Source organism: [Mannheimia] succiniciproducens MBEL55E, assembly GCF_000007745.1.
GTDB classification, from domain to species: Bacteria; Pseudomonadota; Gammaproteobacteria; order Enterobacterales; family Pasteurellaceae; genus Basfia; species Basfia succiniciproducens.
In genome coordinates this window covers 374,300-388,510 of sequence record NC_006300.1, presented here as the reverse complement: position 1 = coordinate 388,510, position 14,211 = coordinate 374,300, and the positions used below count along the sequence as shown (strand labels likewise).

Below are 14,211 nucleotides of genomic sequence, written 5' to 3'. Positions count from 1 at the left end.
CAAAGTGCGGTCAAAAATTCATGATTTTTTATAAATTGATTTCAAGTTTATCATAGGCGCGGAATGCTTTCTCCAACGCTTTTTCCACCGAAATGTCGCGACTCAAAATCACCCCCATGCGGCGGTGACCGTCCACTTCGGTTTTACCGAATAAACGGATATTGGTATTCGGCTCGGCAAGCACTTGTTCAAGATTGCCGAATTGCACCTGAGTTGATTTGCCTTCCACCACAATCGCTTTTGACGCGGCAGGGCTGATTAAATTAATTTCGGGAATAGGCAAACCTAAAATCGCTCTGGCGTGCAGAGCAAATTCGGATAATTCCTGTGAAATCAGCGTTACCATGCCCGTATCATGAGGGCGCGGTGATACTTCGTTGAAAATCACCTCATCGCCGCAAACAAACATTTCCACCCCGAAAATGCCACGCCCGCCTAATGCCGAAGTAATTTTTTCCGCCACCTGCTGCGCTTTTTGCAACGCAATTTCAGACATTGCCTGCGGTTGCCAGGACTCGCGATAATCGCCGTTCTGTTGGCGATGACCGATTGGCGCAAGAAATGAAGTGCCGCCGATATGGCGCACCGTTAACAGCGTAATTTCATAATCAAATTTCACAAACCCTTCAACAATAACCCGTCCGGCACCCGCTCGTCCGCCTTGTTGTGCGTAATCCCAGGCTTGCTGGATTTGATCAAAAGATTTAATGATAGATTGCCCGTGACCGGAGGAAGACATGATGGGTTTAACAACACAAGGAATTCCGATATTTTCGACCGCACTTTTGAAGTCGGTAAAATTATCCACAAACTGATAATTTGAAGTAGGCAACCCCAACTCTTCAGCGGCTAAACGACGAATACCTTCGCGGTTCATCGTTAATTGCGTCGCCTTGGCGGTAGGTACAACGGTAAAGCCTTTTTGTTCTAATTCCACTAAAGTTGCCGTAGCAATTGCTTCCACTTCCGGCACGATATAATCCGGTCGCTCTTTTTCAACCAGCGCTTTCAAAGCCTCACCGTCAAGCATTGAAATCGTATAGGAACGATGAGCCACTTGCTGCGCAGGTGCGTTTTTATAACGATCCACCGCAATAACCTCCACGCCTAAACGTTGCAATTCGATCACTACCTCTTTGCCCAATTCGCCCGAACCTAACATCATTACTTTAGTCGCTTTAGGCGTTAACGCCGTACCAAGAGTCGTCATAGTCATTCCTTATTATGTTATGTTGTGTTGCCGCTTATAAATTTAATAACTTCTCGTCTAATAACAAATCTTCGTTTTTATTAATTGCAATACCTTTTTCAATAACATGACGAGCCGTTTCATGAGCATCGGCAAGAGAATGTTCGGTATAAGTGCCGCATTGATAAATATTCAGTTCGGGGATAGTCGATTGATCCTGCACGGTTAAAACATCCCGCATTGAGGCAAGCCAGGCATCGGCAACCTGTTGCTCGTTCGGCGTGCCGATTAAAGACATATAAAACCCGGTGCGACAACCCATCGGCGAAATATCAATGATTTCCACCGAATCGCCGTTTAAATGTTCGCGCATAAAACCTGCAAATAAATGCTCTAAAGTATGAATTCCTTTAGGGGAAAGAATTTCTTTATTCGGCACACAAAAACGCAAATCGAATACAGTAATATCATCGCCTTTAGGCGTACGCATTATTTTTGCCACACGTACGGCGGGCGCTTTCATAACGGTATGATCTACTTTGAAGCTATCAAGCAATGGCATAATTTATCCTTTTTTGAAAAAACTTTGAACTTTCTAAACTGCATGAAGTCTTATGATATAGCAACTTGCAGTTGTGATTAATAATAAAAAATTGGTTCCTTAGGTTATATTTCGCCGCTCATACAAATGAGCGGCTTTTTTATTTTAACAAATTCACTACCAAAAAGTATAACCGACAGCTAAATACAGCAAAAACACATAACGCAAGGCTTTGCCGATAAAAATGCAGCACAGGGAAGCAAACCAATTTAAACGCATTACACCGGCAACCGCGCAGAGCAAATCCCCTATCAGGGGCAGCCAGCTTAACAATAAAACAAAAATACCGTAACGCTGAAATTTAGCAAAAACCCACCGCACTTTTTTATTACTTTGATCCCGCAATTCCGGTTTTGGGAAGACTCGTCCAAGCCAATAAGTGGTCAGACCGCCTAAAGTGTTACCTAAAGTTGCTAGTGAAAGTAAATTAAAAACAGGCGGCGAAAAATAATCCTGAGCTGTGAATAAATTCGCGGAAACAAGCGCTAAAAAGATAATTTCCGAATTACCGGGCAATACCGTGGCACTTAAAAAACTACTGACAAACATAAACCATAAACTATGCTGTTGCCAAAAATCCGCCTCAAACATCCATTCGAACATTAATTATTTTGCATAAAGGTTTGCTGATAATATTCGCGATCCGCCGCAGTGATTTGCCGTAATACTTTACACGGGTTACCCAAAGCAAGGCTGTTTGCCGGAATATCTTTAGTGACTACCGATCCCGCGCCGATCACTACATTATCGCCGATTACCACACCGGGTAAAATCACTACATTACCGCCAATCCAAACATTATTACCGATGATGATAGGTTTTGCCTGCTCCCAACCTTGGTTACGCAATTCGGCATCTAAAGGATGCCCGACCGTATAAAGACTAACGTTAGGCGCGAACATTACGTCATTGCCAATTTTCACACCGCCGTTATCCAAAATAACACAATGGTAATTGGCAAAGAAATTATCGCCCACCTCAATATTACAACCGTAATCGCAGTGAAAAGGGCTATTGACGTGAATATTTTTCCCCGCTTTACCCAAAATTTTCCGTAATAAATGTGTTTTTTCAAGCTTATTTGACGGGCGTAGCATATTGAAATCAAATAATAGCTCTTTTGTCTGTAAACGTAATGCGGATAAATGTTCTTCCATCGGGAGATGGGCTAAACCCGCCAACATTTTTTCTTTTTCCGTTGCCATTAGCTCACCTTCATAATTTGATTAATACGCACGTCAAAAACATCCATTCCGCCGGCATGCGCCGCCGTTACGCCGAAATCTGCATCTTCAAAAACTAAACAACGAACCGGATCTACCTTCATTAATTCGGCACAACGTAAAAACGTTTCGGGATCAGGCTTGTGTTTTTGCACGTCCTCCGCCATCACTACGGCGGAAAAATAATCATTAAGATCAAAGCGTTGTAATAGCATATCCACCATCGCTTTATGAGAACCGGTACCCAATGCCATCGGTTTTTTCCCTAAAAAATGCTCGAGTACCTGCATAGTCGGTAATAATGTTGCATTTTGTAAAACCATTTCTTGCCCGAATTGACGTTTCATGGTCACCACTTGTTCCAATAACTCCGCAGGCACACCGTAGCGACGCATAGTTTCCTGCGCAATAATTTTCGTCGTTGCGCCGCCAAATTCATACATCACATCGCCTTTAATAGGGTAACCCAGCACTTCGCCCACTTTTTCCCAAGCTTTGGCGTGGCTCGGCATGGTATCAATAATAGTACCGTCCATATCGAAAATCAGCGCATCATATTGATTCATTGTTATTAAATCGTACATTTTTCGTCCTCTCACAATTTTTTTGTATTTTCCTATAAATTTGTGATCTATGCACTTTTTAATTTTATTCCTTTTGCTATGCTGAAAGGCAATACTCAAATCGACTAATGAGAAATATGAAATTAGCCCAACATCTAGCATTATTGAAAAACAGGCAATTAATTAATGATGAATTATCAAAAATTATGTTGGAAATAGAGCAACGTTTAATTTCTCATTGGCATGTTGACGTTACGACAAAACAAGTAGAAATGGGATTATTGCATTTAGCAATGGCATTGGGTCGGATAAAGCGCGGATATGCGGCACAGGCATTACACAAAGATATCTTTGCTGAAATACAAAGTGCGGTCTGTTTTCCGAAAGTTTTAAAAATTCATTCCGATATTCTCGCCCTAATCCCTTTTCCGATTCCGGAAAGCGAACAGACTCATCTTATCGCAAACTGGTATTCGCTTGTTATAGCGCAACCCTGGGTATTAAACATAACATAAAAACGTATAATAAACACAGGAATCCGACCGCATAAAATTATGTCTGAAGAATGATTTTACCGGCTATAAGCGGGTTCCGACAGGAAAGAAAATAATGCTACATTTATCCGGTTCTGACGCACCAATTACCGCGAATGAGCTCTTGGCAATCGAAAAAAGGCTCAATATTGTTCTTCCGCAGGAAATGAAAAATCTTTATTTGAAGTTTAACGGAGGACAACCGACGGAATACGTACATGACGATAATTATCTTTATCCGATCTGGGCATTTAGCTGCTTAAGCGAAATCGAAGATGATTTGCAGTTAATTGATGAAAACTGGTGTCCCAATGGCTTTGCGCCACAAGAACTACTGCCCTTCGCTTATAACGCCGTCGGCGGTTTTTTTGCTTTATCCCTAAGAAAACAGGATTTCGGTTTCGTTTATTTTATTTTGATTGAAGAAAAAATAGAAATTATCGGGAAATGGAAAAATTTTGCTATTTTTCTCAATAGTTTCATTGAAAAAACACAAATAGATGAAAATTAAATTTCAAATTCTGGTATTGATTAATATTTGGAATAAAAGGACTGTTTTTTGAAATGGCGCACCCGAAAGGATTCGAACCTTTGACCGCTCGGTTCGTAGCCGAGTACTCTATCCAGCTGAGCTACGGGTGCCCTGATTGATTTCGTGATCATAGCAAACTTTATTTATTCCCGCAATTACTATTTCAATTGATTTAAAATTTCATTGACCATTTTAACCAGAGTAAAAATTAAAATGGCGCACCCGAAAGGATTCGAACCTTTGACCGCTCGGTTCGTAGCCGAGTACTCTATCCAGCTGAGCTACGGGTGCCCTGAGAGTAAATGGCGGTGAGAGAGGGATTCGAACCCTCGATGCAGTTTTTGACCACATACTCCCTTAGCAGGGGAGCGCCTTCAGCCTCTCGGCCATCTCACCGTCGTCGGTTTGTGGGCGGTATGATACTTTTTTCTGAAAATAAGTCAAATAGTTTTTTGCAAAACTTTGCTATCCGTCATTCATTTGCCTGATTTATGTGCAGATTCACCTTAAATTCAACTAATTACGTTTCAGCATAGCTCGCAGGTTCGCAATATTGGCAACCGCTTTCTCTTGTTTTTGTTCTTCCGTCATCGGCGGTTTGTCCCGCTCCCACTGTAGATCGTCTTGAGGCAATTCCAATAAAAAACGGCTCGGTTCGGGTTTAAGCAACTCCCCGAACTGGCGGCGTTCTTTGCATAAGGTAAAGCGTAATGTCCGCTGGGCTCTTGTTATCCCGACATATGCTAAACGGCGTTCTTCTTCTACATTATCTTCGTCAATACTGGTTTGGTGAGGTAAAATGCCCTCTTCCATACCGATTAAAAACACATGAGGAAACTCCAAGCCTTTTGAAGCGTGCAAGGTCATTAACTGAACCTGATCGGACTCATCATCCTCTTCCCCTCGTTCCAGCATATCCCGTAAAGTTAGGCGGGTAACTACTTGGTTTAAGGTCATGGGTTCATTGAATTCATCACCGCCAAGCATATCGTTCACCCAATCAAATAAGGTCGCGACATTTTTTGATTGCATCTCGGCCGCTTTAGGGCTAACCGCCTGTTCATACAGATATTCTTCATAATGAATTTGCGCCAGCATAGAACGCACCGCGCGTTCCGGCTCGGAACGTACTAATTCGTCGCTTAATTCCACAATCCATCGTCCGAAGGTTTGCAATGCATTATAGGCTTTCGGCGTGACACGCTGAATCAACTCAAAATCAAAAATCGCCTCAAATAAACTGATATGCTTTTCATTGGCAAGAGAGCCTAATTTTTCTAAAGTGACCGCGCCGATCTCACGTTTCGGCGTATTCACAATACGTAAAAATGCCGCATCGTCATCCTGATTTACCAATAAGCGTAAATAGGCCATCATATCTTTAATTTCCAGCCGGGAGAAAAAAGACGTGCCGCCCGAAATTTTGTAAGGAATACGGTTTTGCATCAGCACTTTTTCCAGCAGACGCGATTGATGATTGCCCCGATATAAAATCGCGTAATCCTTATATTTGGTTTTATTGGTAAAACGATGACCGATTAACTCGCCCACCACGCGTTCCGCCTCATGTTCTTCGTTTTTTGCTTCAATAATTTGCAGCTTTTCGCCCTCACCGATAGTCGAGAAAAGTTTTTTGTCAAAAACATGCTGGTTATTGTCAATCAAAATATTGGCGCAATGCAGAATACGTTGAGTAGAACGATAATTTTGTTCCAATTTAATCACTTGCAGATTAGGAAAATCGTCACGCAGACGTACCATATTTTGCGGACGGGCGCCCCGCCATGAATAAATGGACTGATCGTCATCGCCGACCACAGTAAATTTTGCCCGGCTTCCCACTAATAACTTAATTAATTCGTATTGGCTGGTGTTGGTATCCTGATACTCATCCACCAACAAATAACGGATTTTCTCCTGCCATTTCGACCGCACTTGTTCATTGGTTTTAAAAAGTAAGGTCGGCAGCATAATTAAATCGTCAAAATCCAAAGCATTATAAGCCCGAATCTGATTCGCATAGCGTTCATAACATTTAGCAAAGGTTTGTTGCTTTTCATCACGGGCAATTTTAGCCGCCTGCGCGGGCATGATCAGATCATTTTTCCAATTTGAAATAACGGAAATTAATTCCCGCAGCAAGTCTTTGTCTTGCTGCAGATAATCTTCGGTAAGCTCTTTAAGCAACGCCATTTGATCATGCTCATCAAACAACGTCATATTGGCTTTAAAGCCGAGATGTTTGTATTCGCGCTTGATAATATCAAAACCAAGAGTGTGGAAGGTAGATACAATCAGGCCTTTGCTTAATTCTTTACCGATAGAATGGGCGACCCGCTCTTTCATTTCACGGGCGGCTTTATTGGTAAAGGTAACGGCGGCAATTTGCTTCGGCAAATAACCGCACTTTTCAATTAAATAGGCGATTTTATTAATAATAACGCGGGTTTTGCCCGAACCGGCGCCCGCTAACACAAGGCAGGGGCCGGAAGTATATTCTACCGCTTGTTGTTGCTGAGGATTTAGTTTCATAGATTATTCTTGCGACAATACATAGGGTAAAAGTGCCGAGTCCAATAAAAAAGAAAGCGGCAAATCTAATATCGGCATTCCCCATTTTTGGGCTTGTTGCCAGTCATATTTTGTTCCGTCATAAGCTTCATATTTATGCGACGGGTTCGCCAGCTGTACGATAGTTCCGCAACCTGGCGTGGCTAAAAGTGCGGTTAAAATTATCAGATTTTTTTGCATAACGGGTTATTCCTAATTTTACCTATTATAAGCGAATTAGCCCAACTTGTGATGTGTAAATTCCAAACTAAATTTTTGTGACATAGATCACAAAAAATATAATCCAACGATAAAAGTGTGATCTTTATCACATTTTTGTTTTTACAACCTTAAAAAATTATGTGAACAAGATCACATAATCAATGTAAAAAATTTTAGCTTTAATCTTTGCTGTGTTATTTTTTAACCGTTGTATATGTAACCACTTTTTTATGTGTCTAATCGAGGTACCAAATGCTATCAGCAAATGCCAAAGTGAAAATCCAAAGTTTTGGACGTTTCCTATCAAATATGGTGATGCCTAATATCGGGGCATTTATTGCGTGGGGTTTTATTACCGCACTTTTCATTCCGACGGGCTGGTTTCCAAATGAAATGTTAGCCAAATTAGTCGGTCCGATGATCACGTTTTTACTTCCGCTATTAATCGGTTATACCGGCGGTAAATTAGTCGGCGGCGATCGCGGTGCCGTAGTAGGTGCAATTACTACGGCCGGCGTTATCGTCGGTACCGATATTCCGATGTTCCTTGGGGCAATGATTGCCGGTCCGACCGGCGGCTGGGCAATTAAATCCTTTGATAAATGGGCTGACGGCAAAATTAAAAGCGGTTTTGAGATGTTAGTTAATAACTTCTCATCCGGTATTATCGGTATGATTCTTGCTATCCTGTTTTTCTGGGTAGTTGGTCCCGCCGTGAAAATTATTTCCGATTGGTTAGCGGCCGGGGTTGATGTGTTAGTTAACGCAGGCTTACTCCCTCTAACCTCTATTTTTGTCGAACCGGCTAAAATCCTGTTCTTGAATAATGCCATTAACCACGGTATCTTCTCTCCACTAGGTATTCAACAATCACAAGAATTCGGTCAATCCGTTTTCTTCTTAATCGAAGCGAACCCAGGTCCGGGTTTAGGCGTATTATTAGCCTATATGATATTCGGTAAAGGTTCTGCCAAACAAACCTCCGGCGGGGCGGCAATTATCCATTTCTTCGGTGGTATTCACGAAATCTATTTCCCTTATGTATTGATGAATCCACGTTTAATCCTTGCGGTTATCGCAGGTGGCGCAACAGGTGTATTCACATTAGTATTATTCAACGCGGGTTTACAGGCACCGGCTTCTCCGGGCTCAATTATCGCCGTCTTAGCCATGACACCTAAAACTTCATTCTTGGGCGTAATTACCTCCGTAATCGCTGCTTGTGCGGTATCATTTGTGGTGGCTTCATTCTTTGTCAAATTACAAAAAGAAGATGAATCCGGCAAACTGGAAGAAGCACAGGCTGCGTCAAAAGCAATGAAAAGTAATACGTCACAACAAGTTACCAATTACGACGGTTTGAAAAAAATCTTTGTATCCTGTGATGCCGGTATGGGGTCAAGCGCAATGGGCGCAAGCATGTTACGTAAAAAAATCAATGATGCGGGCTTGCCGATTGAAGTGGCAAACTGTGCGATCAACGACTTACCGGAAGACGCCCGCTTAGTTATCACTCACCAAGACTTGACTTTACGTGCTAAAAAACAAGTACCGAATGCAATGCATTTCTCATTAACCAACTTCCTGGATAATAAATTCTACGATAGTTTAGTGAATGATTTGAAAGCGAATTTTGATGAAAAAGCACCCGTAGCGCAAGCTAAAGAGGGCGAAATTGAAGTCAACGGTACGACATTCAGTTTACAACCGGAACAAATTTTCTTAGGCTTAAAAGCCAATGACAAATTTGCCGCTATCCGCTTTGCCGGCGAACAATTAGTCAAAGCGGGATTTGTTCAACCGAGTTATGTAGACGCCATGTTTGAGCGCGAAAAATTAGTTTCCACTTATTTAGGCGAAGGCGTTGCCGTACCGCACGGAACCATTGAAGCGAAAGATGCGGTGCTCAAAACCGGCGTGGTGGTTTGTCAATATCCTGAAGGCGTACGCTTCACCGACGAAGAAGACGGAGTGGCAAAACTGGTTATCGGTATTGCGGCGCGCAATAATGAACATATTCAGGTCGTATCGGCAATAACAAACGCGTTAGATAGCGACGAAGCGATTGAATTGCTCACGTCCACTAACGATGTAAATAAAGTATTAGAATTGCTTAAAGCATAATGGTTGTAGGGTGGGCTTGCTGGCCCACCTTTATATTTTCTTGATTAAAATGATGGGTTAGCAAGCCCATCCGACAAGAGGACAATAAAATGAAAGCATTACATTTCGGTGCGGGTAATATCGGCCGTGGTTTTATTGGTAAATTATTAGCAGACAGCGGTATGCAGGTAATTTTCGCCGATGTAAACGACAGCGTTATCGATTTATTAAAAAGCCGCCGAAGCTACGGCGTTAAAATCGTTGGCGACAGTATTAATACAGTCGAACGGGTCACCCAGGTCACAGGTGTAAATTCAAAAGACGAAACGGCAATTATTACGTTATTTAATGAAGTGGATTTGGTGACCACCGCGGTCGGCCCGAACGTTTTAAAAATTGTTGCAAGCACCTTTGCCAAAGCCTTAGAAGCACGTATTGCCGGCGGCAACACAAAACCGTTAAACATTATTGCCTGTGAAAACATGGTACGCGGTACAAGTTTTCTGAAAGAACAGGTTTTCACTCACTTAAACCCCGACTATAAAGATAAAGTCGAACAACTTATCGGTTTTGTTGACAGTGCGGTTGACCGAATTGTGCCGCCGGTAAAACCCGATGCGGAAGATCCGTTATTAGTCACAGTGGAAGAATTCAGCGAGTGGATTGTAGACCAAACCCAATTCAAAGGCGCGATTCCCGATATTAAAGGCATGGAATTAACGGATAACCTAATGGCGTTTGTAGAACGCAAACTGTTCACCTTAAATACCGGTCATGCGGTCACCTCTTATTACGGTAAATTCAAAGGCTATAAATTCGTCAAAGAAAGCATTGAAGACGAAAGCGTAAAAGCCTTTGTAAAATCCGTGATGCAGGAAAGCGGCGCGGTATTGATTAAACGTTACGGATTTGATCCGCAAGCCCATGCCGCTTACATCGAAAAAATCTTAAAACGTTTCGCCAACCCGTACTTAGTGGACGATGTGGATCGTGTCGGTCGTGAACCGTTACGCAAATTAAGTTACAACGATCGTTTGATTAAACCGTTGCGCGGCACTATTGAATACGGTTTACCGAATGATAATTTAATTCGCGCAATTGCAACCGCACTTTCATATCGTAATGAGAACGACCCGCAGGCATTGGAACTGGCCAAATCCCTTGCTGAAGCAGGTGTTACGCAAACCATCAAAAAATATACGGAATTACAGGATGAAAATGTAATCGCTCGTATTGCGAAGGCTTACGAAACGCTTTAATTGCCGTAAAAGTGCGGTTAAAATTTTGAAAATTTCAACCGCACTTTCTTCTAATAAGGTTTTGCAGTCGTGACATCAGAAGATCCAATTTACGAAAAACTTAACGAAACTACCTCCATTCGCGGATTTATTACCGCTTGCGTTGCGATTTTTGACGAGTCGGTAGACCAGTTAATCAACCGGGTTTTTCGAAAAACGGATTTTGCCGTAAAATCCGTAGTTGACTCGCTTTTTATCAATTCCGGCCCGTTATTCGACCTTTCTATCCGATTAAAAGTCCTGCTTGGGCTTGGCATTATTTCCCATGAAACCTTTATGGATATCAATGCGTTTATTCAGCTCAAAGAGGCGTTAAACAATGATGGTAAAGAATATGAATTCTTTGATCCTATCATTATCTCGTTCATTCAGGGGCTGAATGTCCGCCAGGATAAGTCCTTCCTTAATCTTGATACAAAAATCGACGGCACAAAAGATTCCTTGCTTTATCAGGTAAAAGTGTTACGTCGCGAAAAATTAATCCGTTCTTATCTTATTTTATCCGTAACGGATCTCTATGACCAACTGCAAGTTGAAAGCCCTCTTTAAACGGCAATCTTTTATCGGTTAAAAAATAAACAGTAATTTTCAGCTTTTTTCTTTTCCTTAAATGGCGCCTTACTGGATATATATCATTTTGATTTATCTATCTTTTTTCATTTCATTCGCGGTATTTCCCTTACCTGTCCGGCATGATTAAAAGTTATTACCCCGTTCAACCACAATTTTATCCACAGAAACCTTGAATAACTCACCGAAGAATAAAAAATATTCAAAACTTATTAAAAATTCACCGCACTTTTTCCTCCATTTTGTGGATAAATAACCGATTCAATTGGCTTTAAAATTTGTCAATATGATGATCGTTTAAAATTTAAAAGATCTGTTTTGATCTTTTTTATCATTCTGTAATTATTAAAGATCTTTACGGAAATTATTTTCTATTCATGGCTTACTCAAAGGTTATGCACAGCACTATCCACAAATTGCGGAAATGTGAATAATTTCCAAGGATAAGATAAATAGAATAAATAAATAAAAAAATGACCGCACTTTTCCCATATTTAGGACTATTTATACTAATAGTATTGAGTAAAGCCTCATAGTATGAAACAATTCAAGGTTATCAAGGTATAGACAATATTTAATTAAGGTGAGCGATAGTGATCGATTTCGATGGCTACCGACCTAATGTTGGAATTGTTATTTGCAACCGCAAAGGACAAGTCCTATGGGCAAAAAGGTACGGGCAAAATTCATGGCAATATCCGCAAGGCGGCATCAACGACGGCGAAACGCCCGAGCAAGCGATGTACCGTGAATTATATGAAGAAGTAGGTTTAACACGCCGAGACGTACGTATCGTCTATGCTTCAAAACAATGGCTGCGTTATAAATTACCGAAGCGCTTATTGCGTTACGACAGCAAACCTATGTGTATAGGTCAAAAACAGCGCTGGTTTTTAGTGCAATTGATGAGTGATGAAAAAAATATCAATATGAATTGCAGCAAATCCCCCGAATTTGACGGCTGGCGTTGGGTAAGTTTTTGGTATCCCGTTCGTCAGGTAGTTTCCTTCAAACGAGACGTTTATCGCAAAGCAATGAAAGAATTTGCCTGCTTTCTGTTTGATGCGAATAAAACCGTAAATCCTCTCTCAACAAACAATAATGACGAGAAAAAAGCGAATTATTCTGCTAAAAAGCCTTATTCGCCTTATAGAAATCAAGACAAAAAACGCAAAACAAGAGTTTAATATGCTTACTTTTTTTATTATTACATTAATTGTCGGTTCAATTGTCGGCTTTCTGGCCGGTATTTTTGGTATCGGCGGCGGCTTGGTTATTGTGCCTACCCTGCTTTATTTATTGCCGATGGTCGGCGTGCCCGATGAAAAACTGATGGCAACCGCATTAGGCACATCTTTCGCTACGATTATTATCACCAGTCTCGCCTCCGCTTATCGCCACAATAAATTGGGCAATGTGGTTTGGGAAGCAGTGAAATATTTAGCGCCGACTTTGGTTATCGCCACTTTTATTTCCGGTTTATTTATCGGCAAGTTGCCAAAAGACATTTCCAGCAAACTGTTTGCCTGCCTCGTAGTTTATTTAGCCGCCAAAATGGTGCTGTCTATCCGCAACAAAAAATCAAAAACCCCGGCTAAACCCTTGACACCGCAATCAACAATTCTCGGCGGCATTTTAATCGGTATCGCCTCCAGTGCCGCAGGTATCGGCGGCGGTAGTTTTATTGTACCTTTCCTTAATTCCCGCGGTATTGAAATGAGAAAATCCGTCGGTTCCTCATCCTTCTGCGGCGCATTTTTAGGTTTGGCGGGCATGCTTAGCTTTATGATTGGCGGTTGGTCGGTTGAAGGTATGCCTGACTGGTCATTGGGTTATATTTATTTACCCGCCGTATTAGGTATTACGCTGACTTCATTTTTTACCTCTAAGTTCGGGGCGGAAATGGCAAATAAATTACCTGTTGCCTCCCTCAAGCGCTATTTCGCTATATTTTTAATCTTAATGGCAATTAAAATGCTAATAGGATAATTTATTTAAGGAAATTTATGGAAAATCAGTTTTTAGCTTTCCCGCAATTTGATCCTATTATATTTTCTCTCGGTCCGATTAGCCTACGCTGGTACGGTTTGATGTATTTAATCGGCTTTATTTTTGCCCGTTGGTTGGCCGTTAAACGCGCTAACCGTCCCGATAGCGGTTGGACGGTAGAACAAGTGGATAATTTGCTGTTTAACGGCTTTGCCGGCGTTTTCCTTGGCGGACGTATCGGCTATGTGCTGTTTTATCAATGGGATCTGTTTGTCCAGGAACCAAGTTACTTATTCCGCGTATGGGAAGGCGGTATGTCATTCCACGGCGGTTTAATCGGCGTGATCGTTGCCATGCTTGTCACCGCAAAATTGCAAAAACGCAATTTCTGGGTGGTCGCAGACTTTGTGGCGCCGTTAATTCCCTTCGGTTTAGGTATGGGGCGTATTGGTAATTTTATTAATGACGAGCTATGGGGACGCGTTACCGATGTACCTTGGGCGGTTCTTTTCCCAAGCGGCGGTTATTTACCGCGACATCCTTCGCAACTCTATGAATTTGTTTTAGAAGGGATTGTGCTGTTTTGTATTCTCAACTGGTTTATCAGAAAGCCTCGCCCGGCAGGTTCGGTAGCGGGGTTATTCCTGTTATTCTACGGTTTATTCCGTTTCATTGTGGAGTTTTTCCGCGAACCGGACGCTCAACTGGGGCTTTATTTCGGACAACAGATTTCCATGGGACAAATTCTTTCAACGCCGATGATTCTGTTGGGTGCTTTATTTATTGTATTAGCCTACCGTCGTCGAAGTGCGGTTAAAAATTAACGAATTTTAAGGAA

The 14,211-nt window shown here is 41.8% G+C and carries 15 protein-coding genes and 3 tRNA genes; 8 read left to right on the top strand and 10 right to left on the bottom strand.

Annotated elements, in window-relative coordinates; genetic code table 11:
• Positions 1-28: 28 nt before the first annotated feature.
• The 5 genes from purT to MS_RS01905 form a co-directional block, all read right to left on the bottom strand.
• Positions 29-1,210, bottom strand: a complete 1,182-nt coding sequence (purT, locus tag MS_RS01925) for a formate-dependent phosphoribosylglycinamide formyltransferase (RefSeq protein WP_041639520.1) — start codon at positions 1,208-1,210, stop codon at positions 29-31.
• Between the two features lie 34 nt (positions 1,211-1,244).
• The gene (gene luxS / locus MS_RS01920) at positions 1,245-1,751 is read right to left on the bottom strand and encodes an S-ribosylhomocysteine lyase (protein WP_011199601.1); all 507 of its coding nucleotides are present in this window, start codon (positions 1,749-1,751) and stop codon (positions 1,245-1,247) included.
• Between the two features lie 156 nt (positions 1,752-1,907).
• Complete coding sequence (locus MS_RS01915) at positions 1,908-2,393, bottom strand: YqaA family protein (RefSeq protein WP_011199600.1); 486 nt, start codon at positions 2,391-2,393, stop codon at positions 1,908-1,910.
• Positions 2,393-2,995 (bottom strand): sugar O-acetyltransferase, encoded by a 603-nt coding sequence (locus tag MS_RS01910; RefSeq protein ID WP_011199599.1) that lies wholly within the window; start codon positions 2,993-2,995, stop codon positions 2,393-2,395. The genes MS_RS01915 and MS_RS01910 overlap by 1 nt, the downstream gene beginning before the upstream one ends.
• Positions 2,995-3,597, bottom strand: coding sequence for a beta-phosphoglucomutase family hydrolase (locus tag MS_RS01905; protein ID WP_041639519.1), 603 nt, complete (start codon positions 3,595-3,597; stop codon positions 2,995-2,997). Before MS_RS01905 ends, MS_RS01910 begins: the two co-directional genes overlap by 1 nt.
• 116 nt (positions 3,598-3,713) lie before the next feature.
• Here MS_RS01905 and MS_RS01900 point away from each other — a divergent pair, with 116 nt between their 5' ends.
• Positions 3,714-4,091, top strand: coding sequence for a hypothetical protein (locus MS_RS01900; protein WP_041639518.1), 378 nt, complete (start codon positions 3,714-3,716; stop codon positions 4,089-4,091).
• Between the two features lie 94 nt (positions 4,092-4,185).
• Positions 4,186-4,620, top strand: a complete 435-nt coding sequence (locus tag MS_RS01895) for an SMI1/KNR4 family protein (protein ID WP_011199596.1) — start codon at positions 4,186-4,188, stop codon at positions 4,618-4,620.
• Between the two features lie 54 nt (positions 4,621-4,674).
• Here MS_RS01895 and MS_RS01890 read toward each other — a convergent pair.
• From MS_RS01890 to MS_RS01870, 5 genes are all read right to left on the bottom strand, one after another.
• Positions 4,675-4,751, bottom strand: a tRNA-Arg gene (locus MS_RS01890).
• Between the two features lie 104 nt (positions 4,752-4,855).
• Positions 4,856-4,932: transfer RNA gene (locus tag MS_RS01885), tRNA-Arg, on the bottom strand.
• Between the two features lie 12 nt (positions 4,933-4,944).
• Positions 4,945-5,037, bottom strand: a tRNA-Ser gene (locus tag MS_RS01880).
• A 120-nt stretch (positions 5,038-5,157) separates the two neighbouring features.
• Positions 5,158-7,173 carry a DNA helicase Rep gene (rep, locus tag MS_RS01875; RefSeq protein ID WP_011199595.1) on the bottom strand — a complete coding sequence of 672 codons (2,016 nt, stop codon included), beginning with the start codon at positions 7,171-7,173 and terminating at the stop codon, positions 5,158-5,160.
• A gap of 3 nt (positions 7,174-7,176) precedes the next feature.
• The gene (locus MS_RS01870; protein ID WP_011199594.1) at positions 7,177-7,392 is read right to left on the bottom strand and encodes a YceK/YidQ family lipoprotein; all 216 of its coding nucleotides are present in this window, start codon (positions 7,390-7,392) and stop codon (positions 7,177-7,179) included.
• Between the two features lie 273 nt (positions 7,393-7,665).
• On the opposite strand from MS_RS01870, the gene MS_RS01865 reads away from it, so the two are divergent.
• From MS_RS01865 to lgt, 6 genes are all read left to right on the top strand, one after another.
• Entirely contained in the window at positions 7,666-9,537 is a 1,872-nt protein-coding gene (locus MS_RS01865) for a PTS mannitol transporter subunit IICBA (protein WP_011199593.1), read from the top strand.
• A gap of 89 nt (positions 9,538-9,626) precedes the next feature.
• The gene (locus MS_RS01860; RefSeq protein ID WP_011199592.1) at positions 9,627-10,775 is read left to right on the top strand and encodes a mannitol-1-phosphate 5-dehydrogenase; all 1,149 of its coding nucleotides are present in this window, start codon (positions 9,627-9,629) and stop codon (positions 10,773-10,775) included.
• A 69-nt stretch (positions 10,776-10,844) separates the two neighbouring features.
• Positions 10,845-11,363 (top strand): MltR family transcriptional regulator, encoded by a 519-nt coding sequence (locus MS_RS01855; protein WP_011199591.1) that lies wholly within the window; start codon positions 10,845-10,847, stop codon positions 11,361-11,363.
• Between the two features lie 614 nt (positions 11,364-11,977).
• Positions 11,978-12,571, top strand: coding sequence for an RNA pyrophosphohydrolase (gene rppH / locus MS_RS01850; RefSeq protein ID WP_011199590.1), 594 nt, complete (start codon positions 11,978-11,980; stop codon positions 12,569-12,571).
• A 1-nt stretch (position 12,572) separates the two neighbouring features.
• Complete coding sequence (locus MS_RS01845) at positions 12,573-13,373, top strand: sulfite exporter TauE/SafE family protein (protein WP_011199589.1); 801 nt, start codon at positions 12,573-12,575, stop codon at positions 13,371-13,373.
• A gap of 17 nt (positions 13,374-13,390) precedes the next feature.
• The gene (gene lgt, locus MS_RS01840) at positions 13,391-14,197 is read left to right on the top strand and encodes a prolipoprotein diacylglyceryl transferase (RefSeq protein ID WP_011199588.1); all 807 of its coding nucleotides are present in this window, start codon (positions 13,391-13,393) and stop codon (positions 14,195-14,197) included.
• Positions 14,198-14,211 lie beyond the last annotated feature (14 nt).